The sequence below is a fragment of the Streptomyces puniciscabiei genome (assembly GCF_006715785.1).
GTDB lineage: Bacteria > Actinomycetota > Actinomycetes > Streptomycetales > Streptomycetaceae > Streptomyces > Streptomyces puniciscabiei.
Genome location: NZ_VFNX01000001.1, coordinates 4,268,842 through 4,288,965, shown reverse-complemented (window position 1 = coordinate 4,288,965; position 20,124 = coordinate 4,268,842). Strand labels below are relative to the sequence as shown.

The window sequence follows — 20,124 nt, the reverse complement described above, 5'->3', positions numbered from 1 at the left end:
GATCAACGAGCTACGCCGCCGCAAGTTCGCACCACACGAACTTCCCCCGGTCCCCGAACCGGGCCGTCGGCTGCCACCCCCAGTACTCCGCGCACGCCTTGACCAGCCCCAACCCCCGCCCGTCCTCCAGCTCCAGGTCCGCCACCTGCTCCAGCGGGCGCGGAGGGTCCGGTGGGGCCGGGTCCGTGTCCCACGCCCCGATCCACACCATGCCCTCCGGGGTACGGCGAACCCTCAGCGCGGCCGGCCCCTTCGTGTGCCGCACGGCGTTCGACACCAGCTCCGCCGCCAACAGCTCCGCCGTGTCGACCAGGCCGATCAGACCGTGCAGGGTCAGGATCAGGCGCAGAGTGCGGCGGCACACCGTCACCGCTCTGAGGTCGTTCGGGACGTAGAGGGTGTAGTCCCAGGACTCAGGAGACTCGGAGGGCTCGTTTTCGGGCATGCGTCATCAACTCCGGTACGTGATCGGGGATTTCGCGTGCGGTGGCCTGCCGTAGCCGTCATGGCAGGACGGCGCGGTGCGCTTCCGCTGCGTGTGCGGTACGTCACTGACGGTAGGTCATAAATTTCATTCGCTGCAAGCGAGTCGCGTAATCTGACCCCCGAACGTGGCACCTCCCCCAGGCTGTTGAGGAAAGAAGGACGCCGTGCCAGCACGACGGCACCCCACTGCACGCCAGGTACGCCTGGGCACCGAGCTACGCAGGCTGCGAGAGGCCGCCGGGCTCAAGGCGACCGAGGCCGCGAGCCTGTTGGGGGCGAACTCCGTCCAGATGAGTCAGATCGAATCCGGGATCGCCGGTGTCAGCGAGCAGCGAGTGCGTCGGCTTGCCGCCAACTACGCTTGCGCCGACACGAAGTTGATCGAAGCGCTCGTCGGCATGGCGACCGACCGTACGCGGGGGTGGTGGGAGGACTACCGGGGCGTCCTTCCCGCCGCCTACCAAGATCTCGCCGAGTTGGACCACCACGCGACGTTCCGCAATGACGTAGCAGTCATCCATGTACCGGGGCTCTTCCAGACGGAGGACTACGCCCGAGCCCTCTTCGCCTACATGAATCCCGAGTTCCCGGACAGCGAAGTGGACCTTCGCGTGGAGCACCGGATGAAACGTCAGGTCGTCATCGACGGGCCCGAGCCCATCCCGTACGAGACCGTGATCCATGAGGCGGCACTCCGCATCCAGGTGGCCGGGCAGGCCGCGTCCCGGGCCCAGTTGAGCCGCATCCTGGAAGTGTCCGAGGCCGACCACGTCACCGTGCGGGTCATCCCCTTCGCGTTGCACGACTTCGCGGGAGCCGGAAGCACCATGGTGCACCTCGGTGGAACAGTCCCTCGCCTGGACACCGTCGTACGGGACGCTCCACACGGCACGGCCTTCCTCGACTCCGAAGCCCAGCTGGAGCACTTTCGAACGCTCTTCCGTAAGGTGAAGGAACAGGCGCTGTCCCCTGAGCAGTCGCGTGATCTCATCCACCAGATGACGAAGGAGCTGTGAGGACCGGCATGATCATCCCCACCTCATGGAAGAAGTCGTCCTTCTCCGGCGGAGGCGAGGGGAACGACTGTGTCGAAGTCGCCGACCTGGACACCCACATAGCCATCCGCGACTCCAAGGCCCCCGCCCGAGCCACTCTCACCGTCCCGGTCGGTGCCTTCGCCCACTTCATCAGGGACCTGAAGGCGACCCACACCACGAAGTCAAACCTCACCCCCCGGTGAAGTACTGCCTGGCAGAACTCCGGCCGGCTACTCCTCCGGGCCGAAGCAGTGCCGCTCGCCGTCACGGACCAGGCAGGCTCGTACGCCGTTCAGTTCGGGCCGGGTGGCGGCGACCATCGGGGTCGACAGGGAGTCCTTGGCGTCGTACCGGTCCTTGACCTCGGTCCGCCACGGGGCGTGGTGCGGTACGAGGATCTCCGCGCGGTCCCCCACCTTCCCGAGGTCGATCCGCGCCCACACCGCGCCGCAGGCCGTACTGTGCCGGATCTTCACCACCGTGGGCCCGGGGAAGCTCCGCCGGCCCAGGGTCACCGGCACGGGGTCGGCTCCGCAGCCGTACGTCTCGGGGTCCTTGCCCGTGCAGCCGCTGCCGTGGCATCCCTGCACCGGCGCGGGTGCGGAGGGGGACGGGGAAGGGGACGCGTTCGGGGTGGGCCGGGTGAAGGCGCCGGTGGCCGCGAGCGCCCCGACGACCGCGAGGACCGTGAGCCCGCCGCCGACTGCGGCGAGCAGGCCGCGGTGGGACGAGCCGTCGGCGTTCTCGGCCGGAGGCGGCTCGGCCGGGGCGGAAGCCGGCTCGGCCACGCCGGGGCGCCCGCCTCCGGCCGCCCGTCCGCCGGCCACCGCGTCGGCCAGCTCCCACAGGGCCAGCACCCGCCCGGGATCCTCGCCCGCCAGCTCGCACAGTCCGGCGACCGCCTGCCGGGGCGGGACGGTACGGCCGTGCAGATAGCGGTCCCAGGACGACTTGCTGTACGGCGTCTTCGCGGCCAGCGCGGCCAGGCTCAGCCCGGTCCGGGCCCGCAGCCCGCGCAGGGTCTCCGCCAGGCGCTCGCACTCCAACGGCCGGTCCCCGGACGTCACTTCCGCAGCACCCCCCAGGTGTCCTCGCCGACCACCCCGTCCACGCGGAGGTGGGCCCGCTCCTGCAACCGCTCCACGGCGCGCTCGGTGCGGGAGCCGAACGCCCCGTCGGCGATCCCCGGCGAGAGGCCGTGGTGGCGCAGCAGGCACTGCGCCTCCACGACGGACCACTGCGCGGATCCCATGCCGATCAGGGCGACACGGGTGGTGCTGTACCCCGCGTACAGCAGCCCGTCCTGGGCGCGGTGCACCCGGCACGGGTAGTCCTTGCCTGCCCGGTACACGAACGCCCCCTTCCCCGTCCCGGTACCGGAGGCCGGTGCGGAGGCGTCCGCGGAGACCGGCCGGTCGGTGGTCCGTCTCCGGCCGCCGTCCCAGGGCGCGGCCACCAGCAGGGCGATCACGGCCGCCGCCACGAGCACGGCCGAGGCCAGTACGGCGGTGCGTGTCCGCCGTCCCCCGCCTCCCGCCGCCGGCTTCTGCCCGCCCGGCACGGAGTCCGCCCCCGATTCCGTCTCCGCGGCCGGACCGGCACCGCTCTCTCCGCCCCGCCCCGCCGCCACCGCCACCTCGTGCATGGCCAGCAGCCGGGCCGGGTCGATGTCGCAGGCGCGGGCCAGTGCCGCCACCGCCTCCTGCGGCGGGAACGAACGGCCGTTGAGGTAGCGGTCCCAGGAGGCACGGCTGTACCCCGTGCGGGCGGCCAGGGCCTGCAGACCCAGACCGCTGTGGTCCTTGACACGGCGCATCTGTACGGCCAGTCGTCGCACGCGCGGGTCGAGCGAGTCCGGCAACTGCTTCCAACGAGACATGTTCCACCCCATGTCTGTTGCGACTCCCCCGGACGAGGATGCCCCACCAGATGCCCGCGGTTCCCGCGAACTGCCTTCCGGGCACGCGGTTTCGGCCAGCCCGACCGGCGTCCGGGCGTCCCGCCGGCGCCTCAGCCCGCGGGGTGTTTCCGCAGGTCGGAGGGTGGGACGTCCCTCACTTGCGGCAACCTTCGGGCATCCCTGGCCCCGGCCTGGACCCGGCCCGCACAGTCGGTGGTGCACGGCGGGCGGTGCGGTCCACCCCGCACCGCCCCAGGCACTCGGCGGCCCGCCTCCACGGGGGTGGGGCGGGGCCGCCGCAAGGCAGACCACACCAAGGAGCATCCATGCGATTCCGTATCGCGACCGCAGCCGTCCTGACCGCGTGCGCCATGGCCGGCAGCGGTCTCGCCCTCACCGCACCGTCCGCCTCGGCCGACACCCGTACCGCGACCGGCGCGTCCGCCGCCGCCCGCCCGTCGTGTCCGTATCCGTACGTCTGCTTCTACAACGGCAACACGATGACGGGGAAGTTCAAGGACACCGGGTACTGGCAGAAGCTCGGCGCGAGCCGCAACGCGAAGGGCGCGGTCAACACGCGGCACGACGACGTGGCCTACGTGCGGTTCTCCAACTACCACACGATCTGCATGAAGCCGGGCGAGGGATGGGCCTTCGGCTCGGCGCACCCCACGTACGTGTACATCAGCAAGTCGAGCACGTGCCACTGAGGGGACTCGGATCTGCCCGCCGCACGGAGCGCGGCGGGCAGGTCAGGCCGTGAGGTGCGTCGGCGCGAACATCCGCAGCACCGCCGGGAGCACGACCACCGACGGGCCGGGCGCGGCCAGCGCCTTCGCCAGGTCCTCCTCCAGGGTCTGCGGGGTCGTACGGACCCCGGGCACGCCGAAGGACTCCGCCAGGGCCACGTAGTCGGGGCGGGTCAGTTCCGTCGCCGTCGCCTGGCCGAAGGCGTCCGTCATGTACTCGCGGAGGATGCCGTAGCCGCCGTCGTCGACGATCAGCCAGGTGACCGGCAGGTCGTACTGCCGGGCCGTCGCCAGTTCCGCGATCGAGTACAGGGCGCCTCCGTCGCCCGACACCGCCAGCACCGGGCGCGTCGGGTCGGCCGCCGCCGCGCCGAGCGCCGCCGGGAAGCCGTAGCCGAGGCCTCCGGCGCCCTGCGCGGAGTGCATGAGGTTCGTGCCCCGCGGGTCGAAGGCCGACCACGCCCAGTACGCCAGGATCGTCATGTCCCAGAAGGAGGGGGACGCGGCGGGCAGGGCGCGGCGGACGGCGGCCAGCACCTCCTGCTCCAGGGTGAGTTCCTGGGACGCGATACGGGAAGCCACCTTCGCCAGCAGCTCCCGCACCCGCTCCGGCGCCGAGTCGTCCGTCCGCTCCTCCACCGTCTCCAGCAGCGCCTGCAACACCAGGCGCGCGTCCGCGTGGATGCCGAGGGCGGGGTGGTTGGACTCCAGCTTGCCGAGGTCGGCCTCGATCTGGATGACCCGGCCGCGCGGCTTGAACGTGTGGTAGTTGGAGGAGAGTTCGCCGAGGCCCGAGCCCACCACCAGCAGGACGTCCGCGTCCTCCAGGAAGTCGGTCGTATGGCGGTCCTCCAGCCAGGACTGGAGGGACAGCGGGTGCTCCCACGGGAACGCGCCCTTGCCGCCGAACGTCGTCACCACCGGCGCCTGGAGCCTCTCGGCCAGCAGGCGCAGCTTGCCCGAGGCGTCCGACCGTACGACCCCGCCGCCCGCGATGATCGCCGGGCGGGAGGCCCGGGACAGCAAGTGTGCCGCCACCGCGGTCAGTTCGGGCCGGGGGGCCAGGTCCTCCGGGGTCGCGTCCGGTGCCGTCACCACCGGCAGGGTGGTCTCGGCGAGCAGGACGTCCTGCGGGATCTCCACCCACACCGGGCCGTGCGGCGCGGTCAGCGCCGACTTCCAGGCCGCCGCGATCGCGGACGGGATCTGGGACTGCGTGCGGACCGTGTGAACCGACTTCACCACGCCCCGGAACGAGGCCGCCTGGTCGGGGAGTTCATGCAGATAGCCGTGGCGGCCGCCGCCCAGGCCGGCCGTCGGGATCTGGCTGCTGATCGCCAGCACGGGGGCCGAGGCCGCCGCCGCCTCCTGCAGAGCGGCCAGCGAGGTGAGCGCGCCGGGGCCGGTCGAGAGCAGCAGAGGCGCTGCCTCGCCGGTGATCCGGCCGTACGCGTCCGCCGCGAAGCCCGCGTTGTTCTCCACCCGCAGGCCCACATAGCGAAGAGCGGACCTGCGCAGGGCGTCGAACATGCCGAGCGCGTGCTGGCCGGGCAGTCCGAAGACCGTGGTGGCGCCGAGCCCGGCCAGTGTCTCCACGACCAGGTCCCCGCCGTTGCGGCCCGGAGGGGGATTCAGGGCGGCCTCCGTCTGCTGGTCGGTCGGGCGGAGTACCAGGTCGTGGTCGTGAGTCACTGCTCTCGGTCCCCTAAGGAGAATCAGGCGTTGCGGGCCGCCGCGATCTGGCGGCTCATGATGGTGGTCAGTTCGTAGGCCGTGTGGGAGGCCGCGACCGACGTGATCTCCGCGTGGTCGTAGGCCGGCGCCACCTCGACCACGTCCGCCGAGACCAGGTTGCAGGATGCCAGGCCGCGCAGGATCTCCAGCAGCTCGCGGGAGGTCATGCCGCCGGCCTCCGGGGTGCCGGTGCCGGGCGCGTGCGCCGGGTCGAGGCAGTCGATGTCGATGGAGATGTACAGCGGGCGGTCGCCGATGCGCTGGCGCAGCTGGTCGGCCACCTCGTCGGCGCCCCGGCGGTAGATGTCGGCCGAGGTGACGATGCCGAAGCCCATCTTCTCGTCGTCGGTGAGGTCCTGCTTGCCGTAGAGCGGGCCGCGGGTGCCGACGTGGGAGAGGGCGGAGGTGTCGAGGATGCCCTCCTCCACCGCGCGGCGGAACGGGGTGCCGTGCGTGTACTCGGCGCCGAAGTAGGTGTCCCAGGTGTCCAGGTGGGCGTCGAAGTGGAGCAGCGCCACCGGGCCGTGCTTCTTCGCCACGCTCCTCAGCAGCGGCAGCGCGATGGTGTGGTCGCCGCCCAGGGTCATCAGGCGGGCGCCCGTGCCGAGCAGCTCGTCCGCCGCGGCCTCGATCGTCTCGACGGCCTCGTTGATGTTGAACGGGTTCACGGCGATGTCGCCGCCGTCCGCGACCTGCGCCAGCGCGAAGGGAGAGGCGTCCTGCGCGGGGTTGTACGGGCGCAGCAGCCGGGACGCCTCGCGGATGGCGTTGCCGCCGAAACGGGCGCCCGGCCGGTACGAGACGCCGGAGTCGAACGGCACGCCCACCACGGCGACGTCGGCGGTGCCGACCTCGTCCAGGCGGGGCAGCCGGGCGAAGGTCGCGGGGCCGGCGTACCGCGGGATGCGGGAGGAGTCGACGGGGCCGCGGGGCGTCTCGTTGCTGCTCATGGTCAATTGCCTTCTTTCTTACGCTTCGTCGCGCATGTACTGCTTGTACTGCTTGTCATACGACTCTACTGGGGAGCCGGGACCGGTTCGGACGCGAGTTCGGGATTCCGTCCGGCGAGCCGTTCGCGCCAGGTGGCGAGGACCGTCTCGTCGGTGGGCCTGGTCGCCAGGGAGGTGACGACGTAGGCGGCGAGGGAGGCGAGCAGGCCGTAGTAGACGGGCTCGTTGGCGAGGATGCCGTAGGTCGCCATCAGGCCGATGACCGCGAGGCCGCCGACGATCACGGACGCGAGGGCGCCCTGGACGGTGCCGCGCTTCCACAGCAGGCCGCCGAGGATCGGCACGAGCAGGCCGCCGACGAGGAGGTTGTAGGCGACCGTCAGCGCCTCGACCACGTTGTTCAGCGCGATCGCGGTGCCGATCACCGCCACGCCCATGATCAGGATGAAGGCGCGGTTGCCCCTGACCTCGTCGTGCGCGTCGCCGCCCGGCCGTACGGCACCCTTCAGGCGCGACCAGATGTCGTTGTTGGCGACCGTGGCGCAGGCGATCAGGGCGCCGGAGGAGGTGGACATGACGGCGGCCAGGGCGGCGGCCAGCACCAGGCCGCGCACGCCGACGGGGAGTTCGTCCTTGACGATGGTGGCGAAGGCGTCGTCGGGGCTGCCGAGCTTGGGGTAGAGCACCTTGGCGGCGGTGCCGATCACCGCGCCGGCGAGGGCGTAGGCCAGACAGTAGGTTCCGGCCACCGTGCCGCCCCACTTGGCGGTCCGGTCGCTGCGGGCGGTGAACACGCGCTGCCAGATGTCCTGGCCGATCAGCATGCCGAAGGTGTAGATCAGGACGTAGGTGAAGATCGTCTCGCCGCCGATGCCCAGCGGGTCGAAGTACGAGGTCGGCAGCTTGGCCTTCATCTCTGAGAAGCCGCCCGCCTTGACGACGGCGATGGGCAGCAGGAGCAGGAGCACGCCGATGGTCTTCACCACGAACTGGACCATGTCCGTCAGCGTGATGGACCACATGCCGCCGAGGGTCGAGTAGGCGACGACGATCGAGCCGCCGAGGATGATCGCGACGGTCCGGTTCATGTCGAAGAGGACGTCGAAGATCGTGGCGTAGGCGATGGTCGAGGTGACGGCCAGCATCAGGGTGTACGCCCACATCACCACGCCGGAGATCAGTCCGGCCCGGCCGCCGTAGCGCAGGTCCAGCATCTCGGAGACGGTGTAGACCTTCAGGCGGGCGATGCGGGCGGAGAAGAAGACCGAGAGCGCCAGCAGGCCGAGGCCGATGGTGAAGACCATCCAGGCGCCCGAGAGGCCGTACTGGTAGCCGAGGCCCACGCCGCCGATGGTGGAGGCGCCGCCGAGGACGATCGCCGCCATGGTGCCGGAGTACATGGCGGGTCCCAGGCGGCGGCCCGCCACCAGGAACTCGCTCTTCGACCTGGCGCGGCGCATGCCCCACCAGCCCATGGCCAGCATGCCGGCCAGATAGACGACGATCACTGTGTAGTCGACGGCCATGTGGGGCCCTCCTTCGCGCACTTCTCCGGTGGCGTGTCGTGCAGATGCGTGGGGACGTGCCGGCAGCAGATCGCGGGGACATCCGCCCGTACCCGCGGCCGCCGGTCTGACTTGACACTAGGTGGCCGGAAAGCGACTGCGAAGTGTACGTTTCATCCATACAGACGGGGTTGGATGGAGGGAACGCACACCATGCCGGAGACGAGCGCCCCAGCGGTCCCACCGACCCCACCGGTACCGCTCTCGGCCCTGCTGGCCCGCGAGGACCTGGCCCTGCGCCAGATCGCGGGCCCCTCCGACCCCTCGATCGTGATCCACTGGGCGCACACCTCGGAGATGGCCGACCCGTACCCGTATCTGCTGGGCGGCGAGCTGCTGCTCACGGCCGGGGTGCACGTCCCGGAGGCGGCGGGTTCGGGCACCTACTTCGACGACTACGTCTCCCGGATCGTCGAGGCGGGCGGCGCGGCCCTCGGCTTCGGTCTGGCCCCGGTGCACGACACGGTCCCGCGGGCCCTGGTCGCCGCCTGCGACACCTACGGCCTGCCCTTGCTGGAGGTCCCGCCGCAGACCACCTTCTCGGGGGTCGCCCGCGCGGTGTGGCAGCTGATGGCCCAGGCCCGCCTGGCCGAACTCCGCCGCGTCACGGAGGCCCAGCAGAGCCTGGCCGCGGCCGCCTCCCGCCCGGATCCGGTGCCCTCGGTGCTGCGCCGCCTGGCCCAGCACCTCTCCGGCCACGCGGTGCTCTACGGCCCCGACGGCACGGCCGTCGCCACGGCGGGCCGGACACCGGCGGAGGGGGTGCGGGGGCCACTCGCGGAGCTCTCGGGCGTGGTGCGGCCCACGGGGGGTACGGCGCCCAGGGCCACCTCCGCCACCGACACCGTCGGCGACACCCACCTGGCCGTCTACGCCCTCGGCGCGGGCGAAGGCTTCGTGCTCGGTGTGGCCACTGCCCGGCGCGAACCCGGCGATCACACCATCGCCTCCGTCGCCGCCGTACTGCTGGCCCTGCTGACCGGCGAGCACCACAGCGGCGCCGGTGCCGCCCGTTCCTCCGCTCTGGTGCGGCTGTTGCTGGGCTCGCCGCCCGAGGAGGTGGCCCAGCTGCTCGGCGCGGGAACATGGCTGGTCGTGCACGCCCGGCAGGAGACCCAGCCGCCCGACGCGGTCGCCGCCTCCGCGCTCGGGGCCGCGCTGGGGTCGCCGCTGGTCGATCTCGGGCGTGATGTCGTACGGGTGCTGGTGCCGGGCGGGCGGGTGCCGGAGCCGCAGGCCGGGTGGACGCTCGGGGTGAGCGCCGCCGTGGAGGCGCGGGAGTGGGCGGCGGCCGACGCCCAGGCGGGGCGGGCGCTGGCGCGGGCCCGTGCCACCCGGACCCCGCTGGTGCGGCACGGTGCCCGCCCGGGCCTGGAGGATCTGGTGCCGCGCGCCGACGCCGAGGCGCACGCCCGTGCCCTGCTCGCCCCGCTGGCCGGCCGGCCCGAGCTCACCGAGACCTTGCGCAACTGGCTGGCATTGCACGGCAGTTGGGACCGTACGGCGGTGGCGCTTGAGGTGCACCGCAACACCGTGCGGCAGCGGATCGCCCGCTGCGCCGCCCTGTTGGACACCGACCTGGACGACCCGGACGTGCGGATGGAGCTGTGGTTCGCGCTGCGGCACAGCTGACCGGGGCGCGTGAGCCACGTCCCAGCGGGCGATATGCCGAGGACGGCCGTGCCGCCCTGCCTCACAATGGAGGCATGCCGATACCCGGGACACCCAGCCGCGCCCAGCTCGTCGACCACCTGGTGAGGACCCGTATCGCGGGGGACGTCGCCACACCCCGCGAGAACAACCTCTCCCACTACCGTCAGCTCGCCAACGGTGTCCGTAACTTCTGGCTCGGCCTGGAACTGGGCGACCGCTGGACGGACGAGCAGGACGTGCTCGCGGTGATGGCCGAGCGGGTCGGCGTCAACGACGATCCCGAGTACCGGTACGGACAGGACACCATCGACCCCGAGCTGACCGTGGACGCGCTGGAGCGGATGGCGGCGCGGCTGCGCAAGGCGGCCGAGGACCGGCAGCGGGTGCTGTTCGCGACCGGCCACCCGGGCGGCCTGCTGGACGTGCACCGGGCCACGGCCGCCGCGCTGCGCGCCGCCGGCTGCGAGATCGTGGTCATTCCGGACGGGCTGCAGACGGACGAGGGGTACGTCATGCAGTTCGCGGACGTCGCGGTGCTGGAGCACGGGGCGACGCTGTGGCACACCCACTCCGGCGAACCGATGCGGGCCATTCTCAACGGACTTGAGCGCGCGGGCCGCCCGCTGCCGGACCTGGTCGTCGCCGACCACGGGTGGGCGGGGTACGCCGGGCAGCACGGGCTGGACTCCGTCGGGTACGCCGACTGCAACGACCCGGCGCTGTTCCTCGCCGAGGCCGAGGGCACCCTCCAGGTCGTCGTACCGCTCGACGACCATGTGGTCAGCCCGCGCCACTACGACCCCATGACGGCGTATCTGCTGGCGGAGGCGGGGCTTTCCTGACGGATCCGACGCGCGGCACCGCCGCGCGCGTCAGTCGCGCGGCACGCGGACGACACCCTCCTGGATGACGGTGATGGCGAGACGCCCGTCCTGGGTGTAGATCCGCGCCTGGCCGAGGCCGCGGCCGCCGTGCGCGGACGGCGACTCCTGGTCGTACAGCAGCCACTCGTCGGCGCGGAAGGGACGGTGGAACCACATCGCGTGGTCCAGCGAGGCGCCCACGACGTCCCCGACCGCCCAGCCGCCGCGGCCGTGCGCGAGCAGCACGGAGTCGAGGAGGGTCATGTCGGACACGTAGGTGGCGAGGACGACATGCAACAACGGGTCGTCGTCCAGCTTGCCGTTGGTGCGGAACCACACCTGCGAGTGCGGCTCGCGCGGGGCGCCGAACTGCCCGTACGGCGGCTCGTCCACGTACCTGAGGTCGATCGCCTCGCGGGCTTCGAGGAACTTCTCGACGACCTCGGGGGCGAGGTGGCCGTAGCCGCGCAGCCGCTCCTGCGAGGTGGGCAGGGTCGCCGGGTCGGGCGAGGCGGGCATGGGCGCCTGGTGCTCCAGGCCCTCCTCGTACGTCTGGAAGGACGCCGAGAGATGGAAGATCGGCTTGCCGTGCTGGACGGCGACCACGCGGCGGGTGGTGAAGGACCGGCCGTCGCGGATGCGGTCCACCGTGTAGACGATCGGCGCGCCGGGGTCGCCCGGGCGCAGGAAGTACGCGTGGAGGGAGTGGGCGGGGCGGTCGGCGGGCACCGTGCGCCCGGCGGCGACCAGCGCCTGCGCCGCGACCTGCCCGCCGAAGACGCGGGGTACGACGGCGGAGCGGGACTGGCCGCGGAAGATGTTCTCCTCGATCTGCTCGAGGTCGAGCAGATCGAGGAGATCCTGGAGTGCCTGGCTCATGAGTAGTAGTTGTACCGGCCAGTGATTACCGGCGTCCTACAGCCCCATGTCCTTCGCGATGATCGTCTTCATGATCTCGCTGGTGCCGCCGTAGATGCGGTTGACGCGGTTGTCCGCGTACAGGCGGGCGATCGGGTACTCGTTCATGTAGCCGTAGCCGCCGTGCAGCTGCAGGCAGCGGTCGATCACGCGGTGGGCGACCTCGGTGCAGAACAGCTTGGCGGAGGCGGCCTCGGCGGGGGTCAGCTCGCCGGCGTCCAGGGCCTCCGTGGCGCGGTCGGCGACGGCCTCGGCGGCGTCGACCTCGGCCTGGCAGGCGGCCAGCTCGAACTTGGTGTTCTGGAAGTGGGCGACCGGCTTGCCGAAGACGGTGCGCTCCTGCACGTACTGCTTGGCGAACCGGACGGCGGCCTTGGCCTGCGCGTAGGCGCCGAAGGCGATGCCCCAGCGCTCGGAGGCGAGGTTGTGGCCGAGGTAGTAGAAGCCCTTGTTCTCCTCGCCGAGCAGGTCCTCGACCGGGACCTTGACGTCGACGAAGGCCAGCTCGGCGGTGTCGGAGGTGCGCAGGCCCAGCTTGTCCAGCTTGCGGCCGACGGAGTAGCCCTCGGACTTGGTGTCCACGGCGAACAGGGAGATGCCGTGGCGGCGGTCCTCGGCGGTCGGCGCGGCGGTACGGGCGCAGACGATCACCTTGTCGGCGTGGACGCCGCCGGTGATGAAGGTCTTGGCGCCGTTGAGGACGTAGTGCGTGCCGTCCTCGCTGAGCTTGGCGGTGGTCTTCATGCCGGCGAGGTCGGAACCCGTCCCCGGCTCGGTCATGGCGATGGCCCACATCTCCTCGCCGGTGACGAACTTCGGCAGGTAGCGCTTCTTCTGCTCGTCCGTCGCCAGCATCTTGATGTAGGGCAGGGCGAGCAGCACGTGCACGCCGGAGCCGCCGAAGCTCACGCCCGCGCGGGCGGTCTCCTCGTAGATCACGGCCTCGAACTTGTGGGTGTCCAGGCCCGCGCCGCCGAACTCCTCCGGCACGCTGATGCCGAAGATGCCCAGCTCACCGAGCTTGTAGTAGAAGTCGCGCGGCGCCTGGCCGGCCGCGAACCACTCGTCGTAGACCGGGACGACCTCGGCCTCGATGAAGGCGCGCAGGGTCTCCCGGAACGCCTCGTGATCCTCGTTGAACACCGTACGGCGCACGCCGCCCACCTCCAGGTACCTGTCTAAGCGCTTGCTCAGAGTCGAAGATACCGGCGAGTACGGTGAGGCGTCCAGGGTGAGCTTGACCACGCCCGCCGGTCAGCACGCCTTCCCGTACCGGCGGAATCCGGAGGTCTCCAGCACCCAGGGCCCGAACCCGACCGAGTCCCCGAAGATGTACGTCTCGGTGCAGACGTAACGGCCCTTGCACGGGTCGGAGTGGACCTGGACGGTGCCGGCGCGAGGGTCGACGATCAGACAGCGGCTGATATGGCGGGGTAATCGGCGAGCTTTTCGCCGAGGCCCGGGTAGGGGTGCAGCGGAACGACCTCGATGACCGCGGGCACCTGTGCCGCGTCAACGGCGAACCCTTCCTCGTCGAGGGCCGCCTCCGGCAGAACCACCGCGTCCGGGCGGCGCATGCGGCCGATCGCCGGGCACTCGATCTGCGGGCCGCTCGCACAGATGTGGCCGGGGTGAGTGGCGGGCAGTTGCCCGTCGAGCTGCTCACGGATGCGGCGGACCGTCCCCTGGTGGCGCACCGGCGCCCGCCTCATCGCCAGGACCGGACCCGACGGTCCGATCTCGACGCTCCAGGCCCCTTCCAGCTGCCCGGCGAAGGCATCGAGCTCCTCGGCGACGGCGCGCATCTTCCCGTACTCCACACCGTGAGGCTAACGAGCGTCAGCCCTCCCCCGCCGCCGCGAACGCCCCCCGCGCCATCCGGTGCAGCAGCGCGGCCGTCGCCCCGCGCCCCGGCAGGGTCCCCGCGCGGCCCAGGTGAGGCGTGGAGTTCAGCAGGCCGAAGACCGAGTGGACGGCCGAGCGGGCCGAGGGCTCGGACAGGGCCGGGTAGACCTCGCGGACCACCTCCACCCACAGCTCGACGTACTGCCGCTGGAGCTGGCGGACCAGCTTGCGGTCGCTGTCGCGGAGGCGGTCCAGCTCGCGGTCGTGCAGGGTGATGAGGGGACGGTCGTCCAGGGCGAAGTCGATGTGGCCCTCGATCAGGGAGTCCAGGACCGCGCCCGGCCGGGTGTCCCCGTCGGTCTCCGCCAGACGGCGCTTGGCACCGGTGAGCAGCTGGCCGCTGATGCCGACCAGCAGCTCGGCGAGCATCGCGTCCTTGCCCGGGAAGTGCCGGTACAGCCCGGGGCCGCTGATGCCCACCGCGGCGCCTATCTCGTCGACGCCGACCCCGTGGAAACCGCGCTCGGCGAAGAGCCGGGCGGCTTCCTTGAGGATCTGCTCGCGGCGGGTCGGGGCGTCGGTTCTGGTGACCATGCAGGTAATTCTAGACAGCGAGGTTAGCGGTCGTTAACCTGAAGGAAATGGTTAACGCTCATTAACACGTTCGACCTACAGGTTCGATCACCGGTGAGGGGACCGCAGGATGCAGGAGGCACCGGAGCTCCGGAGCGCGGCAGATCCCGCGTCGGAGGCCTGGCGGGCCAATGAACAGGCGCATCTCGCGCTCGTCGAGGAGCTGCGCGGCAAGCTGGCCGCGGCGGCCCTCGGCGGCGGCGAGAAGGCGCGGGCCCGGCACACCGCGCGGGGCAAGCTGCTGCCGAGGGACAGGGTGGACACGCTGCTCGACCCCGGGTCGCCGTTCCTGGAACTGGCTCCGCTCGCGGCCGACGGGATGTACGACGGGCAGGCCCCGGCCGCCGGGGTGATCGCCGGGATCGGGCGGGTCAGCGGGCGCGAGTGCGTGATCGTCGCCAACGACGCCACGGTCAAGGGCGGCACGTACTACCCGATGACCGTGAAGAAGCACCTGCGCGCCCAGGAGGTGGCCCTCGACAACCGCCTGCCGTGCGTCTACCTCGTGGACTCCGGCGGCGCCTTCCTGCCGATGCAGGACGAGGTGTTCCCCGACCGCGACCACTTCGGGCGGATCTTCTACAACCAGGCCCGGATGTCCGGCGCCGGCATCCCGCAGATCGCGGCCGTCCTCGGCTCCTGCACCGCCGGGGGCGCCTACGTGCCCGCGATGAGCGACGAGGCGGTGATCGTCCGCAACCAGGGGACGATCTTCCTCGGCGGGCCGCCCCTGGTGAAGGCCGCCACCGGCGAGGTCGTCACGGCGGAGGAGCTGGGCGGCGGCGAGGTCCACTCGCGCGTGTCCGGTGTCACCGACCACCTCGCCGAGGACGACGCCCACGCGCTCAGGATCGTCCGGAACATCGTCGCCACCCTGCCCGCCCGGCAGTCCCTGCCCTGGGAGGTCCAGCCGGCGGTGGAGCCGAAGGTCGACCCGTACGGGCTGTACGGCGCCGTCCCGGTCGACTCCCGTACCCCCTACGACGTACGCGAGATCATCGCCCGTATCACCGACGGCTCCCGCTTCGCCGAGTTCAAGGCCGAGTTCGGGCCGACCCTCGTCACCGGTTTCGCGCGTATCCACGGCCACCCGGTCGGGATCGTCGCGAACAACGGCATCCTGTTCTCCGAGTCCGCCCAGAAGGGCGCCCACTTCATCGAGCTGTGCGACCAGCGCGGCATCCCGCTGGTGTTCCTCCAGAACATCTCGGGGTTCATGGTCGGCAGGGACTACGAGGCGGGCGGTATCGCCAAGCACGGCGCCAAGATGGTGACGGCGGTGGCCTGCACGCGCGTGCCGAAGCTGACGGTGGTGGTCGGCGGCTCGTACGGCGCGGGCAACTACTCGATGTGCGGCCGGGCCTACTCCCCCCGCTTCCTGTGGATGTGGCCCAACGCCAAGATCTCCGTGATGGGCGGCGAGCAGGCCGCGTCCGTGCTGGCGACCGTCAAGCGGGACCAGCTTCAGGCGCGCGGCGAGGAGTGGCCGGCCGAGGACGAGGAGTCCTTCAAGGCGCCGATCCGCGCGCAGTACGAGCGCCAGGGCAACGCCTACTACGCCACCGCCCGGCTCTGGGACGACGGCGTGATCGACCCGCTGGAAACCCGTCAGGTGCTGGGCCTCGCCCTGACGGCCTGTGCCAACGCGCCTCTGGGAGAGCCCCAGTTCGGCGTCTTCCGGATGTGAGGAGGGGAACCGTGTTCGACACAGTGCTGGTCGCCAACCGGGGCGAGATCGCCGTACGCGTCATCCGTACGCTCCGCTCGCTGGGCGTGCGCTCGGTGGCGGTCTTCTCCGACGCCGACGCCGACGCGCGGCACGTCCGGGAGGCCGACACGGCGGTCCGGATCGGTCCGGCGCCGGCCGCCGAGAGCTATCTGTCGGTGGAGCGGCTGCTGGCGGCCGCCGCCCGCACCGGAGCGCAGGCCGTCCACCCCGGGTACGGCTTCCTCGCGGAGAACGCGCGGTTCGCGCGCGCGTGCGAGGAGGCGGGGCTGGTCTTCATCGGCCCGCCGGCCGACGCCATCGCGCTCATGGGCGACAAGATCCGCGCCAAGGAGACCGTCCAGGCGGCCGGGGTGCCGGTCGTACCGGGCGGCCGGGACCCCGGCCTCGCCGAGGCGGCCCGCGAACTCGGCGCGCCCGTGCTGCTCAAGCCGTCCGCGGGAGGCGGCGGCAAGGGCATGCGGCTGGTGCGGGACATGACCGTGCTGGAGGAGGAGATCGCCGCCGCCCGCCGCGAGGCCCGCGCCTCCTTCGGCGACGACACCCTGCTGGTGGAGCGGTGGATCGACCGGCCCCGGCACATCGAGATCCAGGTGCTGGCCGACGGCCACGGGGGCGTCGTCCACCTCGGTGAGCGCGAGTGCTCGCTCCAGCGGCGGCACCAGAAGATCATCGAGGAGGCGCCCAGCGTGCTCCTCGACGAGGCCACGCGCGCGGCGATGGGCGAGGCGGCCGTACAGGCGGCCCGCAGCTGCGGCTACCGGGGCGCGGGCACGGTGGAGTTCATCGTGCCGGGCGGGGATCCCTCGCAGTACTACTTCATGGAGATGAACACCCGTCTCCAGGTGGAGCACCCGGTCACCGAGCTGATCACCGGGCTCGACCTGGTGGAGTGGCAGCTGCGGGTGGCGGCCGGGGAGAAGCTGGGCTTCGGGCAGGAGGACATCACGCTCACCGGGCACGCGGTCGAGGCCCGGATCTGCGCCGAGGACCCCGCGCGCGGCTTCCTGCCCTCCGGCGGCACGGTCCTGCTGCTGAACGAGCCCCAGGGCGACGGCGTCCGCACCGACTCCGGGCTCAGCGAGGGCACCGAGGTCGGCAGCCTCTACGACCCGATGCTGTCCAAGGTGATCGCGTACGGACCGGACCGGGAGAGCGCGCTCAGGAAGCTGCGGGCGGCCCTCGCGGAGACGGTCACGCTGGGCGTGCAGACCAACGCGGGCTTCCTGCGGCGGCTGCTGGCCCATCCGGCGGTCGTGGCGGGGGACCTGGACACCGGGCTGGTGGAGCGCGTGGTGGACGAGCTGGTCGCCACGGACGTACCGGACGAGGTGTACGAGGCGGCGGCCGCCGTACGGCTGGAGGCGCTGAAGCCCCGCGCGGAGGGCTGGACCGACCCCTTCTCGGTGCCGAGCGGCTGGCGGCTCGGCGGCACCCCGAAGCCGCCCGCCTTCCACCTCCGGGTGCAGGAACCCCTGACGTACACCCCCCGGGGCACCCACACGCTCACCGGCGACCGGGTGACCGTCACGCTCGACGGCGTCCGGCACACCTTCCACCATGCCGCCGACTGGGTGGGCCGCGACGGCGACGCCTGGCAGGTGCGGGACCACGACCCGGTGGCCGCGTCCCTCAGCCGGTCCGCGCACGCCGGTGCCGACTCGCTCACCGCGCCGATGCCCGGCACGGTGACCGTGGTCAAGGTGGCCGTCGGCGACGAGGTGGCCGCCGGGCAGAGCCTGCTGGTGGTGGAGGCGATGAAGATGGAGCACGTCATCTCCGCCCCGCACGCCGGCACGGTCGCCGAGCTGGACGTGACCGCGGGCACGACGGTCGCGATGGACCAGGTGCTGGCCGTCATCGCACCGCACGAGGAGGTGGCGCAGTGACCGCCGAGGGACTGCCCATGGTCGTACCGGCAACGGACCTGCCCGCCCGGGTGCGCATCCACGAGGTCGGCGCCCGCGACGGCCTGCAGAACGAGCAGCGGACCGTACCGGCCGAGATCAAGGCGGAGTTCATCCGCCGGCTGGCCGACGCAGGCCTGACGACCATCGAGGCGACGAGCTTCGTGCACCCCAGGTGGGTGCCCCAACTGGCCGACGCCGAGGAGCTGTTCCCGATGGTCAGCGACCTCACGGAGGTCGCGCTGCCCGTGCTGGTCCCCAACCGGCGAGGCCTGGACCGGGCGCTGGCGCTCGGCGCCGACCGGGTCGCCGTCTTCGCCAGCGCCACCGAGTCCTTCGCGAAGGCCAACCTCAACCGCACCGTGGACGAGTCGCTGGCGGTGTTCGAGCCGGTGGTGCGGCTGGCGAAGGACCGGGGCGTGCACGTGCGCGGCTATGTGTCGATGTGCTTCGGCGACCCGTGGGAGGGCGCCGTCCCGCTGCACCAGGTCGCCCGGGTCTGCACGGCCCTCAAGGACATGGGCTGCGACGAACTGAGCCTCGGCGACACGATCGGCGTGGCCACGCCCGGCCATGTGCTGGAACTGCTCAACCTGCTCAACGAGGAGGGCGTGCCGACCGACATGATCGGCGTGCACTTCCACGACACCTACGGCCAGGCGCTCGCGAACACCTACGCGGCGCTGGAACACGGCGTGACGACGATCGACGCGTCCGCCGGAGGCCTCGGCGGCTGCCCGTACGCGAAGTCCGCCACCGGCAACCTCGCCACCGAGGACCTCGTGTGGATGCTGCAGGGCCTCGGTATCGAGACCGGGGTCGACCTCGGCCGTCTGACCGCCACGAGCGTGTGGATGGCCGCCCATCTGGACCGGCCCAGCCCGTCCCGTACCGTCCGCGCTCTCTCCCACAAGGACCAGTGATCAGCATGGACCACCGTCTCAGCCCCGAGCTGGAGGAACTCCGCCGTACGGTGGAGGCGTTCGCGCACGACGTCGTGGCGCCGAAGATCGGCGACTTCTACGAGCGGCACGAGTTCCCGTACGAGATCGTCCGCGAGATGGGCCGCATGGGCCTGTTCGGGCTGCCGTTCCCGGAGGAGTACGGCGGCATGGGCGGCGACTACCTGGCGCTCGGCATCGCCCTGGAGGAACTGGCGCGGGTGGACTCGTCCGTGGCGATCACTCTGGAGGCGGGTGTCTCGCTGGGCGCGATGCCGCTGCACCTGTTCGGCACCGAGGCGCAGAAGCGCCAGTGGCTGCCCCGCCTGTGCTCGGGCGAGATGCTGGGCGCGTTCGGCCTGACCGAGCCGGACGGCGGCAGCGACGCGGGCGCGACCCGGACGACGGCCCGCCTGGACCCGGACACGAACCAATGGGTGATCAACGGCACGAAGTGCTTCATCACCAACTCGGGCACGGACATCACGGGGTTGGTGACGGTCACCGCCGTCACCGGCCGCAAGCCGGACGGCAGGCCGCGGATCTCGGCGATCATCGTCCCGTCCGGCACCCCCGGTTTCACAGTGGCGGCTCCCTACTCGAAGGTCGGCTGGAACGCCTCCGACACCCGCGAGCTGTCCTTCCAGGACGTGCGTGTGCCGGCCGCCAACCTGCTCGGCGAGGAGGGCCGGGGCTACGCCCAGTTCCTGCGGATTCTGGACGAGGGCCGCATCGCCATCGCGGCCCTCGCCACCGGTCTGGCCCAGGGCTGCGTGGACGAGTCGGTGAAGTACGCGAAGGAACGCCACGCCTTCGGCCGTCCCATCGGCGCCAACCAGGCCATCCAGTTCAAGATCGCCGACATGGAGATGAAGGCCCACACGGCCCGCCTCGCCTGGCGCGACGCGGCGAGCCGCCTGGTCGCCGGCGAACCCTTCAAGAAGGAGGCGGCGCTGGCCAAGCTGTACTCCTCCACCGTCGCCGTCGACAACGCCCGCGACGCCACCCAGATCCACGGCGGCTACGGCTTCATGAACGAGTACCCGGTGGCCCGCATGTGGCGCGACTCCAAGATCCTGGAGATCGGCGAGGGCACGAGCGAGGTCCAGCGGATGCTCATCGCCCGGGAGTTGGGGCTGGTGAGCTAGGCGCCAGGGCGGCCGGATCGGCGGGGAACAACACCGACCACTGGACACCAAGGAAGGTTAGGCTAACCT

20 protein-coding genes are annotated in these 20,124 nt (G+C 71.7%); 10 read left to right on the top strand and 10 right to left on the bottom strand.

Features of this window, described 5'->3' with window-relative positions; all coding sequences use genetic code 11:
* Window positions 1–10: 10 nt before the first annotated feature.
* A complete protein-coding gene (locus FB563_RS19820) occupies window positions 11–445 on the bottom strand; it encodes an ATP-binding protein (protein ID WP_055709985.1) in 435 nt (144 codons plus the stop codon).
* 205 nt (window positions 446–650) lie between these two features.
* Between FB563_RS19820 and FB563_RS19815 the strand changes: the two genes are divergently transcribed.
* Window positions 651–1,502, top strand: a complete 852-nt coding sequence (locus FB563_RS19815) for a helix-turn-helix domain-containing protein (RefSeq protein WP_055709984.1) — start codon at window positions 651–653, stop codon at window positions 1,500–1,502.
* An 8-nt stretch (window positions 1,503–1,510) separates the two neighbouring features.
* The gene (locus FB563_RS19810; protein WP_055709990.1) at window positions 1,511–1,726 is read left to right on the top strand and encodes a DUF397 domain-containing protein; all 216 of its coding nucleotides are present in this window, start codon (window positions 1,511–1,513) and stop codon (window positions 1,724–1,726) included.
* 27 nt (window positions 1,727–1,753) lie between these two features.
* On the opposite strand, the gene FB563_RS19805 is transcribed toward FB563_RS19810, so the two are convergent.
* Window positions 1,754–2,590: a helix-turn-helix domain-containing protein gene (locus FB563_RS19805; protein ID WP_167528497.1), complete on the bottom strand. Its 837-nt coding sequence runs from the start codon at window positions 2,588–2,590 to the stop codon at window positions 1,754–1,756.
* Window positions 2,587–3,402 (bottom strand): peptidoglycan-binding protein, encoded by an 816-nt coding sequence (locus tag FB563_RS19800; protein WP_063797077.1) that lies wholly within the window; start codon window positions 3,400–3,402, stop codon window positions 2,587–2,589. The genes FB563_RS19805 and FB563_RS19800 overlap by 4 nt, the downstream gene beginning before the upstream one ends.
* A 347-nt stretch (window positions 3,403–3,749) precedes the next feature.
* On the opposite strand from FB563_RS19800, the gene FB563_RS42990 reads away from it, so the two are divergent.
* Complete coding sequence (locus FB563_RS42990) at window positions 3,750–4,133, top strand: hypothetical protein (RefSeq protein WP_055706453.1); 384 nt, start codon at window positions 3,750–3,752, stop codon at window positions 4,131–4,133.
* Between the two features lie 42 nt (window positions 4,134–4,175).
* Here the strand turns inward: FB563_RS42990 and FB563_RS19790 are convergent, their stop codons facing one another.
* From FB563_RS19790 to FB563_RS19780, 3 genes are all read right to left on the bottom strand, one after another.
* A complete protein-coding gene (locus FB563_RS19790; RefSeq protein WP_055706452.1) occupies window positions 4,176–5,864 on the bottom strand; it encodes a thiamine pyrophosphate-binding protein in 1,689 nt (562 codons plus the stop codon).
* A 23-nt stretch (window positions 5,865–5,887) separates the two neighbouring features.
* Entirely contained in the window at window positions 5,888–6,856 is a 969-nt protein-coding gene (speB, locus tag FB563_RS19785; RefSeq protein WP_055706451.1) for an agmatinase, read from the bottom strand.
* Between the two features lie 65 nt (window positions 6,857–6,921).
* A complete protein-coding gene (locus FB563_RS19780) occupies window positions 6,922–8,382 on the bottom strand; it encodes a sodium:solute symporter family protein (protein ID WP_055706450.1) in 1,461 nt (486 codons plus the stop codon).
* Window positions 8,383–8,574: 192 nt separating this feature from the next.
* On the opposite strand from FB563_RS19780, the gene FB563_RS19775 reads away from it, so the two are divergent.
* Together FB563_RS19775 and FB563_RS19770 are read left to right on the top strand one after the other, a co-directional pair.
* Complete coding sequence (locus FB563_RS19775) at window positions 8,575–10,053, top strand: PucR family transcriptional regulator (protein WP_199832827.1); 1,479 nt, start codon at window positions 8,575–8,577, stop codon at window positions 10,051–10,053.
* 74 nt (window positions 10,054–10,127) lie between these two features.
* Window positions 10,128–10,916: a phosphatase gene (locus FB563_RS19770; protein WP_055706448.1), complete on the top strand. Its 789-nt coding sequence runs from the start codon at window positions 10,128–10,130 to the stop codon at window positions 10,914–10,916.
* A 30-nt stretch (window positions 10,917–10,946) separates the two neighbouring features.
* On the opposite strand, the gene tesB is transcribed toward FB563_RS19770, so the two are convergent.
* Complete coding sequence (tesB, locus tag FB563_RS19765) at window positions 10,947–11,816, bottom strand: acyl-CoA thioesterase II (protein WP_055706447.1); 870 nt, start codon at window positions 11,814–11,816, stop codon at window positions 10,947–10,949.
* A gap of 36 nt (window positions 11,817–11,852) precedes the next feature.
* The gene (locus tag FB563_RS19760; RefSeq protein ID WP_055706457.1) at window positions 11,853–13,010 is read right to left on the bottom strand and encodes an acyl-CoA dehydrogenase family protein; all 1,158 of its coding nucleotides are present in this window, start codon (window positions 13,008–13,010) and stop codon (window positions 11,853–11,855) included.
* Between the two features lie 76 nt (window positions 13,011–13,086).
* Between FB563_RS19760 and FB563_RS45225 the strand changes: the two genes are divergently transcribed.
* Window positions 13,087–13,209 carry a hypothetical protein gene (locus tag FB563_RS45225; RefSeq protein WP_324615844.1) on the top strand — a complete coding sequence of 41 codons (123 nt, stop codon included), beginning with the start codon at window positions 13,087–13,089 and terminating at the stop codon, window positions 13,207–13,209.
* A gap of 55 nt (window positions 13,210–13,264) precedes the next feature.
* Here FB563_RS45225 and FB563_RS19755 read toward each other — a convergent pair whose 3' ends face one another.
* On the bottom strand, window positions 13,265–13,675 hold the full coding sequence (locus tag FB563_RS19755) for a Uma2 family endonuclease (RefSeq protein WP_341874425.1): 411 nt from the start codon (window positions 13,673–13,675) through the stop codon (window positions 13,265–13,267).
* Between the two features lie 19 nt (window positions 13,676–13,694).
* The gene (locus FB563_RS19750; RefSeq protein WP_055706446.1) at window positions 13,695–14,294 is read right to left on the bottom strand and encodes an SACE_7040 family transcriptional regulator; all 600 of its coding nucleotides are present in this window, start codon (window positions 14,292–14,294) and stop codon (window positions 13,695–13,697) included.
* Window positions 14,295–14,403: 109 nt separating this feature from the next.
* Here FB563_RS19750 and FB563_RS19745 point away from each other — a divergent pair, with 109 nt between their 5' ends.
* Genes FB563_RS19745 through FB563_RS19730 form a run of 4 tightly spaced genes read left to right on the top strand, consistent with a single transcriptional unit; the run spans window position 14,404 to window position 20,055 of the window.
* Window positions 14,404–16,020, top strand: coding sequence for a carboxyl transferase domain-containing protein (locus tag FB563_RS19745; RefSeq protein WP_055706445.1), 1,617 nt, complete (start codon window positions 14,404–14,406; stop codon window positions 16,018–16,020).
* Window positions 16,021–16,031: 11 nt separating this feature from the next.
* Window positions 16,032–17,948, top strand: a complete 1,917-nt coding sequence (locus tag FB563_RS19740) for an acetyl/propionyl/methylcrotonyl-CoA carboxylase subunit alpha (RefSeq protein WP_055706444.1) — start codon at window positions 16,032–16,034, stop codon at window positions 17,946–17,948.
* Window positions 17,945–18,889, top strand: a complete 945-nt coding sequence (locus FB563_RS19735) for a hydroxymethylglutaryl-CoA lyase (protein ID WP_055706443.1) — start codon at window positions 17,945–17,947, stop codon at window positions 18,887–18,889. Before FB563_RS19740 ends, FB563_RS19735 begins: the two co-directional genes overlap by 4 nt.
* Window positions 18,890–18,894: 5 nt before the next feature.
* A complete protein-coding gene (locus FB563_RS19730; protein WP_055706456.1) occupies window positions 18,895–20,055 on the top strand; it encodes an acyl-CoA dehydrogenase family protein in 1,161 nt (386 codons plus the stop codon).
* Window positions 20,056–20,124: the final 69 nt, after the last annotated feature.